Origin of the sequence: Anaeromyxobacter paludicola, from assembly GCF_023169965.1 — a bacterium.
GTDB classification, from domain to species: Bacteria; Myxococcota; Myxococcia; order Myxococcales; family Anaeromyxobacteraceae; genus Anaeromyxobacter_B; species Anaeromyxobacter_B paludicola.
Map to the genome: position 1 here is coordinate 626,945 of NZ_AP025592.1, position 21,405 is coordinate 648,349.

Below are 21,405 nucleotides of genomic sequence, written 5' to 3' on the forward strand. Positions count from 1 at the left end.
CATGGCGACCGGTCTTCTGGCCAAAAAAGTAGGCATGACGCAGATCTTCGACGCGAACGGAGACTGCATCCCCGTGACGGTGCTCTCCTGCGGTCCCTGCACCGTCGTCCGCCGCAAGACGAAGGAGCAGGACGGCTACGACGCCGTCGTCCTCGGCTACGACGCGGTGGACGAGAAGCACGCGCACCGGCTCACCAAGGCCGAGGTCGGCGTGTTCAAGAAGGCCGGCACCCCGATCTTCCGCCACGTGAAGGAGGTCCGCGTCAAGGACGCGAAGCTCCTCGGCGAGCTCAAGGCGGGCGACGTCCTCACGGTGGACAAGGTCTTCAAGATCGCCCAGCGCATCGACGTCTCCGGCCTGACCAAGGGCCGCGGCTTCGCCGGCGTCTTCAAGAAGTGGGGCATGAAGGGCGCCGCGCGCGACTCCTCCACCGCCCACGAGCACCACCGCCACATCGGCGCGATCGGTCAGCGCAAGACGCCGGGCAAGGTCTGGAAGGGCAAGCACATGCCCGGCCACTACGGCGTGGACATGGTCACCGTGCAGAACCTGACCGTCACCGGCGTCGAGGCCGAGGGCAACCTCCTCCTCGTCAAGGGCGCGGTCCCGGGCCACAACGACGCGGTGCTGTTCGTCGACACCGCCGCCAAGGGCCAGCCGCGGGTGAAGAAGAAGCAGGAAGAGCGCGCTCGCGCCAAGCCGAAGGTCTAGCCCCCGCGCCCGCTCGCGGGCGGAGGTCGAAACGGGAAGGGCGCTGCCGGCGACGGCGGCGCCCTTCGCGCTTTTTGGGTACCATGCGCGGCCATGCGAGAGAGCCGCGGACGGTTCGGCCTGGTGCTCGCGGGCCTGGCCGGGCTCGCCGCGGTGGCGTACGCCCGCGTGCTCTTCCTGGGCGAGACCTTCGTCCAGCGCGACGCGCTCACCTACCTCCTGCCGTCGCGGGCCGAGCTCGCGGCCGCGCTCCGGGCCGGGCGCCTGCCGGAGTGGACCGACGGCGTGGGGCTCGGGGCGCCGTTCGCGGCCAACCCCATCCACGGGGTCACCTACCCGCCCGCGTGGCTCTCCGCGGTGCTGCCGGTCTCCTTCGGCGCCGATCTCGGCATCGTGCTGCACCTCCTCTTCGGCGCGGCCGGGGTGGCGGTGCTGGCGCGCCGCCTCGGAGCCGGCGCGCGCGGCGCGCTCTTCGGGGGCGCCGCCTTCCTCACCTGCGGCTACGTGGCGTCGATGCCCGCCAACAACAACGCGCAGCTCCTCGCCTGGACGCCCTGGGTCGGGGCGGGGGCGGCGGCGCTGGCGGCGGCGTGCGACGGGGGCGGGCGCCGGGAGCGGGTCCGCGCCGGGCTCCTCCTCGCCGCCGCGCTCGCCGGGCAGCTCGCGGTGGGCGAGCCGGCCCACGTGGTGACGAGCGGGCTCCTGGCGCTCGGGGTGCTCCTCGCGCTCTCGCGCCGGCGGGGGCGGGGGCGGGCGGTGGTGCACCTGGCGCTCTCCGGCGCCGCGGCGCTCCCCCTCGCCGCCGCCTCCCTGCTGCCGCTGCTCGCGCTGGTGGCCTGGAGCGACCGGGCCGGCGGGCTCAAGGGGATCATGGTCGGGGGCTGGTCGCTGCCGCCGGCGCGGCTCCTCGAGCTGGTCTGGCCCGGCGCGCTCGGCGACGCGTCGCTCCCGCGCAACCTCGCCCGGGTGGTCGCCGACGCCAGCGGCGGCGGGGGCGGCGGCGTGCCGGGGCCGACCTGGGCGGCGACGGTCCACCTCGGGATCCCGGTGCTGCTGCTCGGCGCGGCCGGCGCCTGGCGGCCGGGCCGCCGCGCCCTGGCGGCCCTCGCGCTCGCCTTCGTCCTCCTGGCGCTCGGGAGGTACGCCCCCGTGCACGGCCTGCTCCGGGCGGTCTTCCCGCCCGAGCGGCTGGCGCGCTACCCCGAGAAGCACCTCCTCGGCGCGCTGGTGCTCTGGACGGCGCTCGCCGGCGCCGGCTTCGACGAGGTCTTCCGGCCCGGGGCGCGCCGGCTGCTCCGCCCGGCGCTGGCGGGGCTGGCGCTGAGCGCCGCCTGGCTCGTGGGGCTGGCGCTCGGGGGCGACGCGCTCGCGGCGGCCCTGGCGCCGGCGGCGGCGGCCCTCGTGCCGCCGCTCGACGTCGCCGGCGCCATCCGGTTCGCGCTGCTCGCCGGCTCGGTCTCGACGCTCCTCCTCGCCGTCTTCGTGGGCGCGCTGGCGCTCCGCGAGGACGCGCGCCTGGGGCCGCTCGCGCCGGCGCTGGCGGCGGCCGCCGCCATCGGCGGGCTGGTCTGGAACGGCCGGGCCTTCGCGCCCACCGCGCCGCGCGCCCTCGCCTGGGAGCCCCCGGCGGCCCTCGCGCCGGCGCTCGCCGCGGTCGCGCCGGGCCGGCCGCGGCCGCGGGTCTACCTCGGGTACTCCCGCCTCGACCCCGCCGACTTCGGCTCGGGCGAGCGGCTGGCCCGCGCCTTCGTGCAGCGCGCCTACACCAACCTCCCGGCCCTCCACGGGCTCGCCTGCCTGCCCGGGGCCGACAGCGCCTTCAGCGGGCCGTACGCGAGCTTCATCGACGGCCACCGCTCCATCAGCATGCGCCGCTTCGCGGCCCTGTTCGGCGTCCCCTGGGTGCTGCTCGACCGCGACATGGCGGCCACGACCCCCTGGCCCGCGGTCGGCGAGAGCGAGGTCGGGACCGTGCTCCTCGACGCCGGGCCGGTCCGCCCGCGCGCCTTCGTCGCGCCGCGCTGGCGGACGGCGCCGCTCGAGGAGGCGCTCGCCGAGCTGGCCGCGCCGGGCCGCGACGCCGATCCGGGCCGGGTGGTGCGGGTGGGCGGGGGTGGGGAGGCCGCCCCCGCGGCCGGCGCCGAGCGCGCCCCCCTCACGCCGTGCGAGGTGACGGTCCGGCGGCCGGAGGAGGTGGAGCTCGCCTGCGACGCGCCCTACGGCGGGCAGGCGGTGCTGCTCGAGGAGACCGCGCCGGGCTGGAGCGCCGCCGTGGACGGCGCCCCGGCCGCGATCGCGCGGGCGGACGGGCTCTTCCGCTCGGTGGCGGTGGGCCCCGGCCCGCACCGGGTGACGTTCCGGTACCGGACGCCGTGGCTGCGCGCCGGGATCGCCGTCGCCCTCGCCGCCTGGGCGGCCTGGGGGCTCGCCCTCTGGCGGACGCGGGCTAGGCGGTGACGCCGGCCGAGCCGCGCTTGCGGTCGCGCTCGATCTTGTAGCGCATGTTCGGGTCGAGGAACTTCTTGCGCAGCCGGATCGACTGCGGCGTCACCTCGACGAGCTCGTCCTCGGCGATCCACTCCAGCGCCTTCTCGAGCCCCATGTCGCGCGGCGGCGTGAGGATGATGTTCTCGTCCCGGCCGGCGGCGCGGATGTTGGTGAGCTTCTTCTCCTTGCAGATGTTGAAGTCGAGGTCGTTGTCGTGGCTGTGCTCGCCCACGATCATGCCGGTGTAGACCTTGTCGCCCGGCTTCACGAAGAGGGCGCCGCGCTCCTGGCAGTAGAAGCAGGCGTAGGCCACCACGTCGCCCTCGCGGTCGGAGACGATGGCGCCGCTCTTCCGCTTCTCGATCTTGCCCTGCCAGGGCTCGTAGCCGTCGAACTGCGACGACATGATCCCCTCGCCGCGGGTGAGGGTGAGGAACTCGTTGCGGAAGCCGATGAGGCCGCGGGCCGGCACCCGGAACTGCAGGCGGGTGCGGCTCGACCCGAGCGGCTGCATGTCCACCATGCGCCCCTTGCGCGGCCCCATGCTCTGGGTGACGCCGCCGACGGCGTCGGCCGGCAGGTCGGCCACCAGGAGCTCCATCGGCTCCTGCACCTCGCCCTCGACCTCCTTCAGGATCGGCTCGGGGTTCGAGACGGTGAGCTCGTAGCCCTCGCGCCGCATGTTCTCCACGATCACCGCGAGCTGCAGCTCGCCGCGGCCGACCACCTTGAAGGAGTCGGGCGAGTCGGTGTCCTCGACGCGGATGGAGACGTTCCGGTAGGCCTCGCGGTAGAGCCGCTCGCGGATGTTGCGGCTCGTGACGTACTTGCCCTCCTTGCCGGCGAAGGGCCCGTCGTTGACCTTGAAGACCATCGACATGGTCGGCTCCTCCACGCTGATGCGCGGGAGCGCCACCGGGAAGTTGGGATCGCTGAGGGTGTCGCCGATGCCGATCTCCTCGGCGCCGGCGATGCAGACGATCTCGCCCGGGCCGGCGTCCTTCACCTCGGTCCGCTTCAGCCCCTCGTAGGCGTAGAGCCGCACGATCCGGGCGGGCACGATCTTGCCCTCCTCGCGGATGACGGCGATGGCGTCGCCCTCGTGCGCCACGCCGGAGGTGATGCGCCCGATGGCGAGGCGGCCGACGTAGTCGTCGTAGTCGAGGTTGTCCACCAGCATCTGCAGCCCCTCGCGCTCGCCGGGGAGCGGGGCGGGGATGTGGGTGAGGATGGCGTCGAAGAGCGGCTTGAGCGTCTCGGCGTGGAAGGCGTCGGCCACGGTGTGGGCGGCGCGCCCCTCGCGGGCCACGGCGTAGATGACCGGGAAGTCGATCTGGTGCTCGTTGGCGCCGAGGTCGATGTAGAGCGAGTAGACGAGGTCGAGGACCTCCTTCGCCCGCGCGTCCTGGCGGTCCACCTTGTTGATCACCACCACCGACGGCAGCCCCATCGCCAGCGCCTTCGAGAGCACGAAGCGCGTCTGCGGGAGCGGCCCCTCGGCGGCGTCCACGAGCAGCAGCACGCCGTCCACGAGGCGCAGCGCGCGCTCCACCTCGCCGCCGAAGTCGGCGTGGCCGGGGGTGTCGACGATGTTGATCTTCACCCCCTGGTAGTTGACCGCCGTGTTCTTCGCGAGGATGGTGATGCCCTTCTCGCGCTCGAGGTCGTTCGAGTCCATGACCCGATCGACGACCGCCTCGTTGGTCCGGAAGACGCCGGCCTGCCGCAGCATGTGGTCGACGAGGGTGGTCTTGCCGTGGTCGACGTGGGCGACGATGGCGACGTTGCGGATCTTCTCGCGGGGGGTCATCTGGTGAGGGCTCGCTTCCGGGGGGTGAAAAGGGCGGATTGTATAGTCCTCCCGAGCCCTTCCCGGCAAGGGGCGGGTCCGCTAAGTTGCGGGCAGCTTGCCGCTCGCCTTCCACCACCTCGCCCTGCAGTGCCACGACCTCGCTCGCTGCGAGCGGTTCTACGTGGAGGTGCTCGGGCTTCCGGTGCTGCGCCGCTGGCCCCGCGAGGGCGGGGGCGACCGGAGCGTCTGGCTGGCCCTCGGCGACGGGTTCCTCGCCCTGGAGCGCGCCGCCGAGCCGCCGGCGGAGTCGGGGTTCCGGCACGGCGCCGCCGGCCTGCACCTCCTCGCGCTGCGGATCGCGCCGGGCGAGCGTGCGGCCTGGGAGGCGCGCCTCGCGAGCGCCGGCGTGGAGGTGGTGCACCGCACCCGCTATACCCTCTACGCCCGGGACCCCGAGGGGAACCGGGTCGGGCTGTCGCACCACCCGGAGGAGGCCGCGTGACCTTCCTGCGCCGGCGGTACGCGAGGGACAACTGGGCCTACCTCCTCGCCGAAGGGCCGGACGCGGTGCTGGTCGATCCGGGCGATCTCGCCGCCGGCCTCTGGCTCGCGGAGCAGGGGCGCGCCGCCGGCGCCGAGGTGCGGGCCATCCTCCACACCCACGGGCACGCCGATCACTCCGGCGGGAGCGCCGCCCTCCGGGAGCGGCTCGGCGCGCCGGTGGTGGCGCACGCCGCCGACGCGGCCTGGTTCGCGCCCGACCGGGACCTGGCGGGCGAGGGGGAGCTCCGGTTCGGCGCCCTGGCGCTCGAGGTCGTGGCCGCCCCCGGCCACACCCCGGGCTCGGTGCTCTTCCGCGCCGGCCGGCGGCTGCTCACGGGCGACACCCTCTTCCGCGGCGGGAGCGGCAACTGCCGGCACGGCGGCGACCCGCGCCGGCTCGCGCGCACCTTCCTCGAGGTGCTCCCGGCGCTCGACGGCGGGCTGGAGGTCCACCCGGGCCACGACTACGCCGAGCTGAACCTCCCGTTCGTCCTGGCGCTCGAGCCGGGGAACGCGGCGGCCCGGGCGGCGCTCGAGGCGGCGCGGGCCGCGCACGCGCGGGGCGAGGACCCGGCGCCGGCGAGCCTCGCGGCCGAGCGGGCGGTGAACCCGTTCCTGCGCGCCACCGACCCGGCCGTGGCCGACGCCCTCGCCGCCCGGGGCGCGCGCCCCGCCCCCGGCGAGGAGGTCTTCCTCGCGCTCCGGCGCCTGAAGGACGCCTGGTAGGAGGGGCCGTGGGGCAGGTGCTCACGCTCGCGAACCTGCTCACCTTCGCGCGCATCCTGCTCGCGCCGGTCTTCCTCGTGCTCTACGTGCGGGGGGAGACGGTGCGGGCGCTCTCGGCCTTCGCGGCGGCCGCCGCCACCGACGTGCTCGACGGGCTCGTCGCCCGGGCCCTCGACCAGCGCACCCGGCTCGGCGCGTTCCTCGATCCGGCCGCCGACAAGCTGCTCGCCGCCTGCGCGCTGGTGGCGCTGGCCGCGCGGGGCGGGCTGCCCTGGTGGCTGCCGGCGCTGACCATCTCCCGGGACGCGGCGCAGCTGCTCGGGGCCGGGGCGCTCCGGCTCAGCCACCACCGGGTCCCGATCGCGCCCACCCGGATCGGCAAGTACGCCACCTTCGCGCTCGCCGTGACGGTCCTGCTCGCGCTCGCGGCCGAGCTCGGCGCCTTCCCGCGGGCCCGGGCGGCGCCCCTCGTCGCCGCGTTCGGGACCCTGGCGGCCGAGTGCGTGCTGGTGAGCTTCGCGCAGTACTTCCTCTACTTCGTGCGCAGCTGGCGGCTGCCGCGCGCGCCCGACCCGGTCTGAGCCCGAGGCGCGCGTCTGCCCCAGGCCCGGAGGGGGAGGAGGCGAGCGAGCCCCACCCGCACCGCCGGGCTTGCCACCGCCCGATCCGTACTAAGATTGAGTCTCGATGGGGCGCGTGATCAAGCTGGTGGTCTCCGACTTCCACCTCGGGAAGGGCCCCTACCGCGAGGACGGCTCGGTCAACGTCTTCGAGGACTTCCGCTGCGACGGGAAGTTCGCCGCCTTCCTCGACTACCACTGCGCGGGCGAGCACGCGGACGACGACGTGGAGCTCGTCGTCAACGGCGACTTCTTCAACCTGCTCTCGGTGGATCTCGACGGGCGGCTCCAGGAGGCGATCACCGAGCGGGTGGCGGTCGAGAAGACCGAGGCCATCATCCGCGGCCACCCGGTGGTCTTCGAGGCGCTGCGCCGGTTCGCGGCCACGCCGCGGCGGAACGTGGTCTTCATGATGGGGAACCACGACCCGGGCTTCCTCTTCGCCGGCGTGCGGGCCGCGGTGTCGCTCGCGGTCGGCGGCCGCCACGTCTACCTCCTCGACGCCTACGACTTCGACGGCGTGCACGTCGAGCACGGCATGCAGCGCGAGCCGATGAACGCCTTCAACCCGTCGCGCTACTTCCAGGAGCGGAACGGGGAGCAGATCCTGAACCTGCCGCTCGGGTCGAGGTACATCATCTCGGTGCTGAACCAGGAGAAGGCGCAGCGCCCCTTCATCGACAAGGTCGCGCCCTTCCGGCGTTATCTACAGTGGGCCGCGGTGAACGACCCCAAGTTCGCCGCGCGGCTCGCCCTCCGCAGCTTCAACTTCGCCGCGGCCGCCGCCCTGAAGCGGATCCCGCACCTCGACCCGATGCCGCTCGCCGACCTCGCCAAGCGGCTCCTCGACTACACGGCCTACCCGTCCCTCGAGGCCGAGGCGAAGCACCTGCTCAACCGCAAGGGCTACCACACGGTGATCATGGGCCACACGCACGTGCCGCTCTACCGCGAGTACGCGCGCGACAAGGTCTACATCAACACCGGCACCTGGAACGCCATGACCTCGCTCGACATGGGCAACCTCGGGCGGACCGAGGTGCTGACCTACGCCCACGTCGAGTACGTGGACGGCCGGCCGCGCGCGCGGCTGCGGGAGTGGAAGGGGCTGCAGCGCCCGGCGGAGGACGTCTTCTTCTAGGCACGCGCCCGCGACGCCATCCGACCGTTGACACCTGCGCAGGGCGCGCTATAAAGCGGCCTCCGTTTCGGCGGAGCAGCGCAGCAGAGGCCCGTAGCTCAGTGGTAGAGCATCACCTTGACACGGTGGGGGTCGTCGGTTCGATACCGACCGGGCCTACTGAGCAGAGAGGGGTCGGACGCGAGTCCGGCCCCTCTTTTTTTGCGTCGGGGCCGCCCGGGTCCTGACCCCGGAGGTCCTCGCCGGGGGGGGCGCGCGCAGGGGTAACCTCAGGGAGGCGCGCAGGGGGAGACGGGTCCAGGGAGCCGCGCCGGGGAGCCTCGAATGCCCGTGCTGGTCACCGGAGCGGCAGGCCTCGTCGGGAGTCACGTCGTGGACGCCCTGCTGAGGCGGAAGGCGGTCGTCCGGGCGCTCCTGCTGCCGCGCGAGCCCGCGGCCCGGCTCCTGGAGGCCGGCGTGGAGGTGGTGCGCGGCGATCTCGGCGACCCCGCCTCGCTCCGGGGGGCGGTCGCCGGGGTGGATCGGGTGCTCCACTGCGCCGCCCGCACCGGGCCCTGGGGGCCGCGCCCCGAGTACGAGCGCGCCAACGTGGCCGGGCTCCGGGCGCTGCTGGAGGCGGCGCGGGCGGCCGGCGTGCGCAGGCTCGTCCACGTGAGCTCCGCCATCGTCCACGGGACCGACGCGCCCGCGCCGCGCGACGAGTCGGCCCCGCTCCGGCCCGAGCCCAACCCCTACAGCTGGTCGAAGATCGAGGGGGAGCGGCTCCTCGAGGCGGCGGCGCGCGAGGGCGGCCTCGAGGTGGTGGTGGTCCGGCCGGGGCTCGTGTTCGGCCCGCGCGACGCCGGCAGCTTCGGGCGCTTCGCCCGGATGCTGGAGCGCGGCGAGATGGTCCAGATCGGCGACGGGCGGAACCACCTCCCGCTCGTCTACGTGGGCGACGTCGCCGAGGCGGTGGTGCTCGCGTCGGAGGCGCCGGGCGCCGCCGGGCGCGCCTACCTCGTGGTCAACGACGAGCCGGTCACGCAGCGCGAGTACCTCGCCGCCCTCGCCGCCGAGCTCGGCGTCCCGCCGCCGCGGCGGCGGATCCCGTACCGGGTGGCGCTCACGCTGGCCCAGCTGGCGGAGGCGCTGGTCCGCGTCTCGGGCCGGGCCGGGCCCCCGCCGCTCACCCGCTTCGGCGTGCGGATGCTGGGCGGCGAGAACCGGTTCGTCATCCGCCGCGCCCGCGAGGAGCTCGGGTTCGAGCCCCGGGTCGGCCTCGCCGAGGGGGTCCGGCGCGGCGTGGCCTGGTACCGGGCGGAGGCGCGGGCGCGCGCCGAGGAGGCGCGGACATGAGAGAGGTCCTGGTCACCGGCGCCGCCGGCTTCGTGGGCCACCACCTCGTCGCCGCGCTGTGCGCGCGCGGCTGCCGCGTCCGCGTGCTCGCCCTCCCGGAGGAGGACGTCTCGTCGCTCGGGCCGGAGGTCGCGGTCCACCGCGGCGACGTCCGCCGGCGGGAGTCGCTCGACGCGCCCATGCGCGGCGCCGACACGGTCTTCCACCTCGCCGCCGTCCACGGGCTCTGGCGGCCGCGGGAGGAGTACCGGGCGGTGAACGTGGGCGGGGTCGAGAACGTCTGCGCCGCCGCGGCCGCGGCCGGCGTGGGGCGGCTCGTCCACGTGAGCTCCTGGACCGTCTACGGCATGGGGCTCTCCGGGGCGGTGCGCGAGGACCAGCCGCTCGCGCCGCGGCCCGACGACTACGCCGTGACCAAGGCCGAGGCCGATCTGCTGGTGCAGCGCCGCGCGCGCGAGGGGCTGCCCGCGGTGGTGGTCCGGCCCGGGACGATGTTCGGGCCCGGGGACCGGGTCAACTTCGGCCGCATGGCCGATCGGCTCCGGGACGGGAAGGCGGTGCTCATCGGGCGCGGCGACAACGCGCTCCCCTTCGTGGACGTGACCGACGTCGTCGAGGGGATGATCCTGGCCGCCACCCGCGACGGCGCCGCCGGCGAGGCCTACAACCTCTCGACCGACGCGCCCATCACCCAGGAGCAGCTCTGGCGGGCCATCGCCGAGGAGCTCGGGGTGCCGCCGCCGCGGCTCCGGGTGCCGTTCCGCGCGCTCCACGCCGCCGCCTTCGTCGCGGAGCAGGTGGCCCGGATCCGACCGGGGACGCAGCCCCTCGTGACCCGCCTCGGCGTGGAGCTCTTCGGCTGGGAGAACCGGCACGCCATCGACAAGGCCCGCCGCGAGCTCGGCTACGCGCCGCGGGTGGCCGTGCGCGAGGGCGTCCGGCGGGCGGCCGCCTGGTACCTGGGCGCCGGGGGACGGCCCGCGGCCCGCGGCGCCGCCTGACCGGCCGCCGCGCGACCGCCCAGGTGTCCTCCGGAGCGCCGGGATCCCGCCTAGAGCCAGCCCTGCCGGCGGTACCAGGCCACCGTGTCGGCGAGCCCCTCGGCCAGATCGCGGCGCGGCGCGTACCCGAGCTCGCGCGCCGCCTTCGCGAAGGAGCAGACCCGATCCTCGCTGAAGAAGCGGACGCCGCTCCGGCTGAGCGGGGCCGGGCGCCGCGCCACGCGGGCCGCGAGCTCCAGGCCGGCGGCGCCGGCCAGGGCGACCGCGCGCGGCAGGTTCAGGCGCGGCGGCGCGACGTCGAGGGCCCGCGCGAGCGCGTCGGCGAGCTCGCGGAAGCTGACGGCCCGGGGGCCGACCAGGTGGTAGGGCTCGCCGTCGCGCCCGGACTCGAGGCAGGCCAGCATGCCGTCCACGGCGTCGTCCACGTGGGTGGGCTGGCAGAGGCTCCGGCCGCCGTCCACCAGGAAGAAGCGGCCGCGCGCCACCGCCCGGAAGAGGCCGAGGACGTGGCGATCGCCGGGGCCGTACACGAAGCCGGGGCGGGCGATGCGGACCGCGAGCCCCTTCCCGGCGAAGGCCACCGCCAGCCGCTCCGCCTCCGACTTGCTCCGCTCGTACGGGTTCTCGGGGCGGTGCGGCGCCGACTCGTCGGCCGGCGCGCGGGGCGTGGGGCCGAGCACGCCGGGGCTGCTGAGGTGGAGCACGCGGGCCCCCGGGGCGACGGCGAGCGCCGCCGCGAGGACGTTGCCGGCCCCGTCCACGTTGATCCGGCGGTAGACCTGCTCCGGGACCCCCGCCTCTCCGAGCCGGCCGGCGGCGTGGACCACCCGGTCGGCGCCGCGCAGGAACCGGCGCAGGCCGGCCGGGTCGAGGACGTCCCCCTCGTGCCAGGCGATCGGGAGGTCCCCGAGCGGGCGGACGTCGCTCCCGGCGCGCCGGAGCGCGTGGACCTCCGCGCCGGCCTGGCAGAGCGCCCGGGCCAGCGCGCCGCCGAGGAAGCCGGTCGCGCCGGTCACGGCCACGCGCGCGCCGGCGAGGGCGGGCGCGGTCACGGCGAGACCGCCTCCGCCGCGGGCTGCCGGGAGGCGGCCGGCTCCGGCGCCCAGGTGAGCAGCGCCCCGGCGACGTTCCCGACGAGGCCAGCGCCGACGAGCGCGAGGGCCATGCGCGCGAGGTCCTGGCGGCCGAACGCCAGCATCGCGCCCACCTGCAGCAGGAGCACCCCTCCGAGGACCCAGACGTACGCCCGCCGGTCGAGGGAGAGGGCGTAGTTGAGCCAGATGTGGAGCCCGGCCTGGAGGGTCGCGGCGAGGCCGGCGAGCCCCAGCACCACCCCCGGCGAGCGGTACGCGCCGGAGAAGACGAGCCGCACCACCTCGCCCGGCAAGAGGAAGTAGACGCCGGTGAGCAGGAGCCCGGGCGAGAGCGCCGCCGCGAGGGCGAGGAGCAGCAGCGGCCGCGGGTCCACCCCGGCGGCGCGCCGGCGAGCCACCTTGGGGAAGAGCACGAGCCCGAGGGCCCAGGGCAGGAAGAGGCAGATCTTCGCGAGCGTGACCACCGGCCCGTAGTCGCCGGCGGAGCGCGGGTCGAAGTAGTGCTTCACGAAGAGCGCGTCGGCGTTGGTGAGGAGGCCGAACACGGCCAGCCCGGCCACGATGGAGGCGGCGTGCGGCAGGCGCACCGGCGCGACCGCGGGCGCGGGTCCCGGGGGCGCCCGGAGCGCGGGGCGGAGCCAGGCGAGGGTGAGCGCCACGCAGGCGAGCGCGGCGAGCGGCTGCGCCAGGATCGCGCCGGGCGCGCGCAGGCCGCCGCCGACGAGCAGGGCGCAGAGCGCCACCCGGAGCGCCGCCTGGATCACCTGCACCAGCCCGAGCGCGCCGAACCGCTGCGTCCCCTGGAGGACGCCGAAGGCCGCCTCGCGCAGGAAGAGCAGGAAGGCCATGCCGCTCGCGAGGAGGAGCGGCAGCGCCCCCGGCAGGCGCAGGGTCCGCGCGAGCGGGTGCGCGACGAGGGCCATCGCGAGCGTGGCGAGCGCGCCCCACCGCCAGGCCCAGTCCCACGCGGCCCGGCCGAAGGCCGCCACCCGCCCGGCGCCCTCCGCGCCGACGCCGATCGTCGACACCTGGTACGCCACCACCATCCGGATCGCGATGGTGAAGAGCGTGACCACCTGGACCACCGCCATCACCGAGACGAAGACGCCGAACTCGGCGGGGGCGAGCCAGCGGCCCGCGACCACGTTCACCACGTAGTCGAGCCCGCCCGCGAGCACCATCGAGCCGCTGAGGACCAGCCCGTGCCAGGCCCCGCCGGAGCGGAGCAGCGAGCGCGAGCGGCTCACGCCCGGGCTCTCCTTCCCGGCGCGCGGCTCACGGCTCGCCCCTCCGCGCGTAGCGCATCGCGGGCCGGTAGACGCAGCTGCAGCGGCCGGCGCGCGGGCAGCCGGGCAGGGGGAGCCGCGGCGCCTCCTCGGGCCGGTAGACCGCGCCCGGCGGCAGCGCCAGGGCGGCGGCGCACGCCTCCGGTCCGACCTCGACCGTCACGCCCTCGATCGCCCCGCCCGCCTTCATGCCGAGCGCGTAGGCCGCGAGCGTCTTCTCGGCGTAGCCGGGCGGCTTCTCCTGCGAGGCCTGGAACCGCTTCAGCCACTCGAGCGCCATGGTCAGCGTCCTTCCTCGGCCGAGGCGGCGGGCGCGGGCGACGCGGCGGCCGCCGGGGCCGGCGCCGTGGCCGGCTCGGGGGGCTCGGGCGCGGGGCGCGCCAGCCGGGCGCCGATGCGGACCAGCGTCGGCACGTCGTGGAGCATGTTGGTGTAGGACGCGTTGGCGAGCGGGCAGTGGCACTCGCCCGCGGCGATGCTGCGGCGGACCTGCTTCGCCTTCTCGCCGAACCAGACCTCGCGGAAGTCGTAGCCGTGCTGGCGCAGGTTCCCGAGGTCGTCGGCGCGGACGCAGCAGGGCCAGACCGTGCCGTCGGCGTAGATCTGCGCGCTCGCCCAGCCGGCGTAGCAGTCGATGACCTGACGCTGCTCCGCGAGGATGCGGGTGGCGAGCCGGTAGTACTCGACCCGGAGCGCCTCCGTGATCCGCGAGAGCCCCCGGAAGCGCCGCCGGCCGGCGTAGGCGACGAGCCGGTCCGCGGCCTCGGCGTACTGCGCGGCGCTGGGCGTGATGGGGAGCCCGACCGTGTCGAGCTCGACCCGCGGCTCCGCCAGCTCGGTGATGAACTGATCGGCGCCCGACCGCTCGGCGTAGGCGATGAGCGCGTCGAGGTGCCCGATGCTGAAGCGCGACACGACCGAGTGGATGCCCACGGTGAGGTTCGGCAGGGCGCGGCGCAGCTCGAGCAGGGCCGCCAGCCGCTCCTCGAACTTGGCGAAGTTGCCGGGCACGCCCCGGATGCGGTCGTGGGCCTCGCCGACGCCGTCGAGCGAGAGGTTCACCACGAGCTGGCTCTCGGGGCAGGCGCGGGCGATGCGCTCCACCCGGTCCGGGATCGACGAGAGGATCCCGTTGCTGGGGATGTTGATGATGCCCGGGCGGCAGTGCTCGTAGGCGAGCTGCGCGAGCTCGACGACGTGCGGGTACATGAGCGGCTCGCCGCCGCTGATGGTGAACCAGTAGGGCGCGCGCCCGAGCGACCGGAGCACCCGGTCCCACTCCTCCAGCGTGAGCTCGTCCTCGCGCTTCATCCAGATGTTGCAGGTGAGGCAGCGCGAGTTGCAGCGGGGCGACGGGGAGAGCGTGAGGTTGAGGGGGAGGAGCCTCGGCCAGCCGGTCCGGCGCTGGAGCCGGAAGAGCGGGATGCGCGCCAGGACGCCGGCCATCCGGTTCATGCGTGCTCCTGCGGCGCCCCGCCGGAGGCGGTCGGGAGCGGCGCCAGGCGAGCCGTCGCGACCGGCAGGTCCGCCGCCTGGAGCGCGCGGGCGTGGGCGAGGAGCGCGGCGTCCGGGAGCGGGAGCGGGTCGGGCGGCGCGGTCAGGCCGAGCGCCTTGGTGGTCGAGGCCATGGCCCAGACGCTGTGGTCGAGACGCCGCCGGTGGTCCCGGCGCCCGAGGTGCCGCCCCCAGGCCTCGAGCGCCGCGACCGCCCAGGTCCAGGCGAAGTACTTGGGGCGCCAGTCGAGGCGTCGCAGCACCAGCCCGAGGATCTTGAGGCTGCCGAGGGTGCTCGGGCGGTAGCCGCAGCCGTCCCGGAGCGCCAGGTGGCCGGCGAAGATCCGGCGGCGCTGGGAGAGGAAGTCGCGGACCGTGTCCGGCCCCTTGTTGTAGGTGACCGCGTCGGGCACGTAACGGACCGTGTACCCCTGGCCGCGGATCACCGACTCGACGCTCGCCTCGTCCACCGCCGAGCGGCGCGGGATGCGCTCGAAGACCTTGCGGAAGGCGATCATCTCGCCCGCCTTGAACTCGCGCAGGTTGATCTCGTGGTGCAGGTCCCAGAGCATGTGGGCCGCGAACCCCATGAACCGGGTCCGGTCGTTCACCGGCACCGGCCGGCAGGTGGTCATGGCCACCTCCGGATCGGCGAAGGGGAGCACGATCCGCTCCACGGTGTCGGGGGCCGGGAGGATGTCGGCGCTGCAGAGCACCAGCACCTGCTCCCGCGCCTGCGACAGGAAGAGGTTCACCGCCGCCGACTTCCCCTCGCGCCTCTCCTGCACCACCACCCGCACCCGCGGCTCGGAGGCGGCGAAGCGGCGCGCCACGCCGACGGTGTCGTCGGTGCACCCGCTCGCGATCACGATGACCTCCGTGATCCGGGCCGCCGCGGTGCGCTGGCCCGCGACCGCCTCGAGCAGCCGCCCGATGTTGGCCTCCTCGTTGTAGGCCATGATCCCCATCGAGCAGCGGATCGCATCGGGAGTGGCGGCCATGGTGCTCCCCTCGGCGTGGGCGGAGCGAGGGAACCTCCGCTCGCCACGAAGACATGCTAACGGCGGCACGCTCCGTCCGTCTCCGGCCCTCCTCGGGCCTCCGCGGAAAGGGGCCCACCCGTCTGTGCGGTGGGAAGGGGCATCCGGGGGGGAGATGCTCACCGAGATGCCGCACGCGGTCATCGCGCTGCTCCTGTCGCTGAGCGCTGCCGGCCCGGGCGGGCCGTGGGCCGACGCCGTCTACCTGAACGGCGACTTCTACACGCTCGACCCGCGGGCTCCCCACGTCGAGGCGGTCGCCATCCTGGAGGGGCGGTTCCTCCGGGTGGGGAGCCGGGAGGACGTGGCCGGGGCGATCGGCCCGCGGACCGAGGTCGTGGACCTCGGCGGCGCGTTCGTCCTGCCGGGGCTCGTGGACCCGCACACCCACCCGAGCTTCGAGGCGGAGGAGCCGTTCCACTTCGAGGCGGGCGTGCCCTGGGACTGGCTGCGCCGGCACCGGGTGTTCGGCCGGTGGCTCATCCCGACCCGCGCCCGCCGGGTGGGCGCGCTGGCCGACGCCACGCGGATCATCTCGAGCTACGGCATCACCTCCTTCGGCGACGGCTGCGTCGAGCCGGAGATCCTCCCGCTCTGGCAGGAGCTCCTGCGCCGGCGCGCGCCGGCCCAGCGGGCGGTCTTCTTCGTCCGGGCGCTCGGGCCGCGGCGGTCGCCCGCCCTGCGCTCCGCGGCCCAGGTGGTCCAGATCGCCGGCCGGCAGCCGCTCCCCGACGTCCGGTTCGGGGCGAAGCTCTGGGTGGACGGCTACTTCTGGGACCAGAGCGCGGCGCTCGACGCGCCGTACCAGGGCGCCCGGGGCAGGGGGGGGCTGACCGTGGCGCCGGCGGTGCTGGAGCGGCTCGTGGGGGAGCTCGATCGCGCCGGGTTCCCGATCCAGGCGCACGCCATCGGCGAGCGGGGGGTGGGGGCGGCGCTCGACGCCTTCGAGGCCGCGCGCCGCGGCCGCGCCGGCCCGGGGCCGCAGCACGCGGTGGTGCACGCGCACCTCGTCCGCCCGGAGGACCTGCCGCGCTTCGCCGCGCTCGGGGTCGCCGCCAGCCTCGACGCCTACCTGGCCCAGCCGGCGGTGCGGGACGCCGTCGGCCGGGCGCTGGGGCCGGCCCGCCGCGAGCGATACCTGCCGTTCCGCGCGCTGCGCGAGGCGGGGGCGCTCGTCGGGGCGCACAGCGACTGGGCCTCGGCCAGCATGAGCCCGTTCCTCGGCATGTACGTGCTCGTCACCCGCCGGTCGCCCGGTCACCCGGAGCGCGGCGCGCTCGGGCCCGGCAACGCCATCACGCTCGCGCAGGCGATCCGGGCCTACACCCTCGACAACGCGCGCCTGCTCGGGATGGAGCGCGAGGTCGGCTCGATCGAGCCCGGCAAGTCGGCCGACCTCGCCATCCTCGACCGCGACCTGCTGCACGCCCCCCTCGAGGCGCTGCGCGACGTCCGGGTCCGGGCGACGGTCTTCCGGGGGCGGCGGGTCTACGACGGCGCCGAGCTCCCGCTCCGGCTCGCCCGGAGCGAGCGCGAGCTCGTCGATCTCGGGAACGCCCACTGATGCCCCCCTCCGCGCGCAGGACCGGGCTCGCGCTCGCCGGGATCACTGCGGCGGCGCTGGTGCTGCGCCTCGTCCTCCTCGGCCGGGCGAGCCTCTGGCTCGACGAGATGTGGAGCATCGCCACCGCCCGCATGGACGGCGCCGCCGTGCTCTCGGTGGTGCTGCACCGCGACTCGAACGCGAGCCTGTACTACGCCCTGCTCCACGGCTGGATCGGGCTCGGGCAGGGGGAGGGGACGGTCCGGCTGCTCTCGGCCCTCCTCGGCGCCGCGACCGTCCCGGCCGTCTACCTCCTCGGCGCGCGGCTCGGGGGGGCGCGCCTCGGGCTGGCGGGCGCGGCGCTCCTGGCGGTGAACGGCGTGCACGTGCAGTTCTCGCAGGAGGCGCGCGCCTACTCCCTCGTGATCCTGCTCGTGACCCTCGCGACCGGGTGCTTCGCGCGGGCGCTCGAGGCGGGGGACCGGCGGGCGTGGGCGGGCTGGGTCCTGGCGGGCGCCCTGGCGGTCTACGCGCACGTCTTCGCGGCGCTCGCGCTGGCGGCGCACGGCGTCGCCTTCCTGCTCCGCCGCCGGCGCGGGGCGACGGCCTGGCGGCGCCTCCTCGCGAGCGGGGCGGCCCTGCTCGCGCTCCTCGCCCCGCTGGCGCTCCTCCTGACCGCGCGGACGCGGGAACCGACCGCCCCGCTCGGCTGGGTGGCGCCGGTCGGCGCGCGGAGCCTGGGCGCGCTGCTCTGGCTGCTCGCCGGCAACCCGGTCCTCGACTCCAGCCGAGGGACGGCGGAGCTGTTGCCCGGGATCCCCCTGGCGCTGCTCTACGTCGCGCTCTGCGGGCTGGCGCTGGTCCGCGGAGCGCGCGGGGGCGGCGAGGGCGCCACGCGAGACGGGCTCGTCCTCCTCGCCTCCCTGGCCGTGGTCCCGGCGCTGATCGCGTTCGGGGCGTCGCTCGCGAAGCCGGTCTTCGTCGCGAAGTACCTCCTCGTCAGCATGCCCGGGACCGCGCTCCTCGCCGCGGTGGGCCTGCTGGCGATCCGCCCCGGTTGGCCGCGCCGCGCGGCGTTGGGGGTGATGGTGGCGGTCTCGCTCGCGATGCTGCCGGCGTACTACCGGTCCCGCGCGAACGACCGCGAGTGGCCGTCGGCCACCGCGGCGCTCCTCGCCGGCGCGCGGCCGGGCGACGCCGCGGTCTTCCTGGTCGCGCCGGGGCGGCTCCTCTTCGACCACTACCGCGGCGCCCCGGCGAGGCCCGACCCCGGGATCGAGGTGGCCTACCCGCCGTGGCGAGACCCGTCCCACGATCCGGAGGCGCTCGCGTACCTCCCGGCGCTGCCGGCGGGGCTCGCCGACGACCTCGCCGCCCGGCACCCGCGCGTCTGGCTCGTCCTCTTCCACGACGAGTTCCGCTTCACCGCGCCCACGGCCCGGGCGCTCGAGGCGGAGCTCGGCGCGCGCTATCCGCTCGCGGCCGAGGCGCTCTTCCGGGGCCGGCAGGAGCGGGTGAGGCTGCTGCTCTTCTCCCGCACCGCCGACGCGCCGGCGGCGCCCGCGGCCCGGCCCGCGGCGGCCCCCGGGCGCTGACGCCGCCGCTCGCCGGCGGTCACGGCACGAAGGCGAGCAGGGCGGCGGACCGGTTCTCGGCCACGACCGACACCGGCCCCGGGAGGCGGGCCGGGTCGTAAGGGCTCATGACCAGGCAGTAGCCGAACGCGCCCCGCACCGACGCCGGCGCCCGCGCGGCGCCGTCGCCCTGGTACCAGAACTCCGACGGGGCGGGCGGCTTCGGGCGGGCCCACCGCACGTAGGGCGTCACCCCGCCGAGGAAGAGGTACGGCGTGACCGCGCCGCTCTCCACGGTGGCGAGCGTCCCCGCGTGCAGGAACGGGTTGGAGCGCCCGTCGAGCGGCCGGGTCGCCACCGGGAGCACCGTCGCGCCGGGCGGCACCCGCGCCGCGATCTCCCGGTAGGCCCGCATCTCGCGATCGGCGGGGCGCAGGTGGGCCGCGAGCGTGCCCAGGTTGGCGAAGGCGAGCAGGGCGGCGGCCCAGGCGGCGAGCGGGCTCGGGCGGGCGGCCCGATCGGCCGCGGCGAGCGCGGCGAAGGCGCCGAAGAGCGCGGCGAGCGGCACCGCCCGGACGTCCACGTACGTGACCGTCCCGCGGCCGTGGGGGAGGGCGGCGTAGAGGGCGAGGAAGGAGAGCGCGACGGCGCCCCCGGCGACCACCTCGGGGCGGCGCAGCGCGCGCCGGCCGCTCCAGGCGAGGAGGCCCGCGGCGAGGAGGAACAGCCCCAGCAGCGCCGCCTCGCCCGGGAGCCCGTAGCGGACGAAGGGGCTCGCGGTCGCGAGCAGCTTGTGCGCGGGCGAGAGCAGGAAGAGCCGGTCGCCGCCCGGGTTCGGCGTGAGGTGCGCCGCGTGCCACGCCCCCAGCGCGAGCACGGGCAGGGCGCCGCTCGCGGCCCGGCGCCAGGTGGTCCGGCCCTGCCGGAGCGCCACCGCGGCGGCGACGGCCAGGGCGGCGGCGCCGAAGAGGAGCGCCGAGAGGTGGAGGAGGTAGCCGCCCAGGAGCGCCGCCGCGCAGGCCGCGAACGCGCCGGGCCGGCCGGTGGCGAGGAAGCGCTCCCAGGCCGCGGCCGCGAGGAGCGTGGCCGCGATCGCGAGCCGGTAGTGGCCGAGGCCGTTGACCAGGAACCAGTCGGTCGAGAGGTAGAGCGAGAGGAGGAGCCCGACGAGCACGCTGCGCAGCCCGAGGCCCGCCGCGCGCAGGTAGACGGCCGCGGCCGCGGGCACGCCGAGGGCGCACAGGCAGATCCAGATCCGGCCGGCCGGGTAGGGTCCGAAGAGGCGCACCAGGGTCGCGAGCGCGAGGTCGCCGAGCACGTACGGGACCGCGGCGAGCTCGAGCCGGTACTGCCCGCCGAAGCGGGCGCCGCCCCGGAACAGCAGGTCGGAGAGGATGTCGGCCCGCGCGAGGTGGTTGGGGAGATCGCAGAAGGGGAGCCCTCCCAGCGACCCGAGCAGGGCGAGGTAGGCGGCCACCGCGGCGGCCGCGGCGAGCGGCAGGGCGAGGCGGGCGGCGCGATCTCCGGGCGGGAGGAGGGGCATCTCGGGGCTCGTCGCCGGCGGCGCCGGGCGGAGCGCCCCGGAGTGTAGCCTGGGAGGGCTCCGACGGACGGGCCAAGCGAGGCGTGCCGCCCCGCCACCCCCACCGGGACCGCCGGCGCGGAGCCCGGCCGCGTACGCTGTGTCGATGCTTCGAGCGGGAGCGCGCGCGTCTCCGGACAGCTGGCTCGCCCCGGGCTGGCCGCGCCGGCTCGGGCTCGCGCTCCTCGCCGGCGCCGTGGTGGCGGAGCTCCTGGCGCGGGGACCGGCGCGAGGGCTCCGCGAGAGCCAGGACCTCGCCGTCCACGCCGCCGCCGCCCGGCTGTTCGTCGACGGGCGGGATCCGTACGACCCGCGCCTCCTCGCCGAGGCCTTCCGGAGGGCCGGCGGGCCGCCGGGGCTCACGCCGACGGCCACCTGGATGCCGTCGGTCTACCCGCCCGTCACCTACCTGGTGGAGGCGCCCCTCGCGCTGCTCCGCTGGCGCCCCGCCGTGATCCTCTGGCAGGCCGCGAGCCTGGCGCTGGCCCTGGCGGCGATCCGCGCCCTGGCGCGGGCCGCGGCGCTCCCCCCGGCGCGCGCCCTCGCCTTCGCGCTCGCGGCGCTGGCGCTGGCGCCCCTGCACACCGGGCTCGCCATGGGCCAGGGCGCGGTGCCGGCCGCGGCGCTGCTCTGCCTCGGCTGGTGCGAGCGTCGCGCGCGGCCGGTCCGGGCCGGCCTGCTCCTCGCGCTCGGGGCGGCCCTGAAGCCCTCGCTGGCCTTGCCCGTGGTGCTGGCGGCGCTCGCGCGCCCGGCCCCGGCCCTCGTGGCCAGCGCCGGGGCCGCCTTCGCCGCCGCCAGCGCGCTCGCCGAGGCCCGCCTGCGCCTCGCCGGGGTCGAGGGGGTCCGCCACTGGCTCCGGAACGTGGCGCTCGCGGCGGGCCCGGGCGGCATGAACGCGCCCTTCCCGGAGAACCCCTACCGCATCACCCTCCTGAACTGGGACGTGCTGCTCGCGCAGCTGCTCCCCGAGCCGCTGTCGCGCGCGCCGGGCGCGGTCTCGATCGCGCTCGCCCTGCCGCTCGTCGCGCTCGCGCTCCGGCGGTCCCGCGCCGCGGCGGCCGGGCCGGCGGAGCTCGCCCCCGCGGCGCTCCTGTGCCTCGCCGGCCTGCTCTCGATGTACCATCGCTCCTACGACGGCGTGCTGCTCTGGCTGCCCATCGCGGCCGTGGCGCGCGGCTGGCGCGGGCTGGGACCCTGGACGCGCCGGGCGGCCGCCGCCGGCTACGCGGCCTTCCTCGTCCCGGGGCCGGTGGTCCTCGACCTGCTGGCGCGGTCCGGGCGGCTCCCGGAGGCGCTGACCGGCGGCCCGGCGTGGCGGCTCCTGGTCCTGCCGCACCCGATCTGGATCCTCTCCGCCGCCGCGGGCGCCTTCGCCTGGCGGCTGGCGCGGCGCGAGCGGGCCGCCGCGGCCCGTCCGGCCGGCGCGGCCTGAGCG

18 protein-coding genes and 1 tRNA gene are annotated in these 21,405 nt (G+C 76.4%); 12 read left to right on the top strand and 7 right to left on the bottom strand.

All coding sequences use genetic code 11. The annotated features are described in order from the left end of the window. Window position 1: 1 nt before the first annotated feature. Together rplC and AMPC_RS02750 are read left to right on the top strand one after the other, a co-directional pair. Entirely contained in the window at window positions 2-712 is a 711-nt protein-coding gene (gene rplC, locus AMPC_RS02745; protein ID WP_248344153.1) for a 50S ribosomal protein L3, read from the top strand. 93 nt (window positions 713-805) lie between these two features. Then, window positions 806-3,169 carry a YfhO family protein gene (locus AMPC_RS02750; protein WP_248344155.1) on the top strand — a complete coding sequence of 788 codons (2,364 nt, stop codon included), beginning with the start codon at window positions 806-808 and terminating at the stop codon, window positions 3,167-3,169. On the opposite strand, the gene typA is transcribed toward AMPC_RS02750, so the two are convergent. Further along, complete coding sequence (gene typA / locus AMPC_RS02755; protein WP_248344158.1) at window positions 3,159-5,009, bottom strand: translational GTPase TypA; 1,851 nt, start codon at window positions 5,007-5,009, stop codon at window positions 3,159-3,161. The genes AMPC_RS02750 and typA overlap by 11 nt on opposite strands. A 97-nt stretch (window positions 5,010-5,106) precedes the next feature. Between typA and AMPC_RS02760 the strand changes: the two genes are divergently transcribed. The 7 genes from AMPC_RS02760 (at window position 5,107) to AMPC_RS02790 (ending at window position 10,357) form a co-directional block, all read left to right on the top strand. Then, complete coding sequence (locus AMPC_RS02760; protein ID WP_248344159.1) at window positions 5,107-5,493, top strand: VOC family protein; 387 nt, start codon at window positions 5,107-5,109, stop codon at window positions 5,491-5,493. Next, window positions 5,490-6,260: an MBL fold metallo-hydrolase gene (locus tag AMPC_RS02765; protein WP_248344160.1), complete on the top strand. Its 771-nt coding sequence runs from the start codon at window positions 5,490-5,492 to the stop codon at window positions 6,258-6,260. The genes AMPC_RS02760 and AMPC_RS02765 overlap by 4 nt, the downstream gene beginning before the upstream one ends. An 8-nt stretch (window positions 6,261-6,268) precedes the next feature. Then, on the top strand, window positions 6,269-6,841 hold the full coding sequence (locus tag AMPC_RS02770; RefSeq protein ID WP_248344161.1) for a CDP-alcohol phosphatidyltransferase family protein: 573 nt from the start codon (window positions 6,269-6,271) through the stop codon (window positions 6,839-6,841). Between the two features lie 106 nt (window positions 6,842-6,947). Then, window positions 6,948-8,021: a metallophosphoesterase gene (locus AMPC_RS02775; protein WP_248344162.1), complete on the top strand. Its 1,074-nt coding sequence runs from the start codon at window positions 6,948-6,950 to the stop codon at window positions 8,019-8,021. 87 nt (window positions 8,022-8,108) lie between these two features. Next, a tRNA-Val gene (locus AMPC_RS02780) sits at window positions 8,109-8,180 on the top strand. 165 nt (window positions 8,181-8,345) lie between these two features. Further along, entirely contained in the window at window positions 8,346-9,356 is a 1,011-nt protein-coding gene (locus AMPC_RS02785; protein WP_248344163.1) for an NAD-dependent epimerase/dehydratase family protein, read from the top strand. Next, a complete protein-coding gene (locus AMPC_RS02790) occupies window positions 9,353-10,357 on the top strand; it encodes an NAD-dependent epimerase/dehydratase family protein (protein ID WP_248344166.1) in 1,005 nt (334 codons plus the stop codon). The genes AMPC_RS02785 and AMPC_RS02790 overlap by 4 nt, the downstream gene beginning before the upstream one ends. Window positions 10,358-10,407: 50 nt before the next feature. Here the strand turns inward: AMPC_RS02790 and AMPC_RS02795 are convergent, their stop codons facing one another. The 5 genes from AMPC_RS02795 to AMPC_RS02815 are packed head-to-tail and all read right to left on the bottom strand — an operon-like array spanning window position 10,408 to window position 15,232. Further along, complete coding sequence (locus AMPC_RS02795) at window positions 10,408-11,409, bottom strand: NAD-dependent epimerase/dehydratase family protein (RefSeq protein WP_248344168.1); 1,002 nt, start codon at window positions 11,407-11,409, stop codon at window positions 10,408-10,410. Then, window positions 11,406-12,698: a lipopolysaccharide biosynthesis protein gene (locus AMPC_RS02800; protein ID WP_248344170.1), complete on the bottom strand. Its 1,293-nt coding sequence runs from the start codon at window positions 12,696-12,698 to the stop codon at window positions 11,406-11,408. Before AMPC_RS02800 ends, AMPC_RS02795 begins: the two co-directional genes overlap by 4 nt. Before the next feature lie 28 nt (window positions 12,699-12,726). Next, entirely contained in the window at window positions 12,727-13,017 is a 291-nt protein-coding gene (locus AMPC_RS02805) for a hypothetical protein (protein ID WP_248344172.1), read from the bottom strand. Window positions 13,018-13,019: 2 nt separating this feature from the next. After that, window positions 13,020-14,192, bottom strand: a complete 1,173-nt coding sequence (locus AMPC_RS02810) for a radical SAM protein (protein WP_248344174.1) — start codon at window positions 14,190-14,192, stop codon at window positions 13,020-13,022. Continuing rightward, the gene (locus AMPC_RS02815) at window positions 14,189-15,232 is read right to left on the bottom strand and encodes a glycosyltransferase (protein ID WP_248344175.1); all 1,044 of its coding nucleotides are present in this window, start codon (window positions 15,230-15,232) and stop codon (window positions 14,189-14,191) included. Before AMPC_RS02815 ends, AMPC_RS02810 begins: the two co-directional genes overlap by 4 nt. Before the next feature lie 166 nt (window positions 15,233-15,398). On the opposite strand from AMPC_RS02815, the gene AMPC_RS02820 reads away from it, so the two are divergent. Beyond that, window positions 15,399-16,835 (top strand): amidohydrolase, encoded by a 1,437-nt coding sequence (locus AMPC_RS02820; RefSeq protein ID WP_248344177.1) that lies wholly within the window; start codon window positions 15,399-15,401, stop codon window positions 16,833-16,835. Continuing rightward, window positions 16,835-18,409, top strand: coding sequence for a glycosyltransferase family 39 protein (locus AMPC_RS02825; RefSeq protein ID WP_248344179.1), 1,575 nt, complete (start codon window positions 16,835-16,837; stop codon window positions 18,407-18,409). Before AMPC_RS02820 ends, AMPC_RS02825 begins: the two co-directional genes overlap by 1 nt. Window positions 18,410-18,428: 19 nt before the next feature. On the opposite strand, the gene AMPC_RS02830 is transcribed toward AMPC_RS02825, so the two are convergent. Further along, a complete protein-coding gene (locus tag AMPC_RS02830) occupies window positions 18,429-19,931 on the bottom strand; it encodes a hypothetical protein (protein WP_248344185.1) in 1,503 nt (500 codons plus the stop codon). A gap of 145 nt (window positions 19,932-20,076) precedes the next feature. Here AMPC_RS02830 and AMPC_RS02835 point away from each other — a divergent pair, with 145 nt between their 5' ends. Next, window positions 20,077-21,402: a glycosyltransferase 87 family protein gene (locus AMPC_RS02835; RefSeq protein ID WP_248344186.1), complete on the top strand. Its 1,326-nt coding sequence runs from the start codon at window positions 20,077-20,079 to the stop codon at window positions 21,400-21,402. Window positions 21,403-21,405 lie beyond the last annotated feature (3 nt).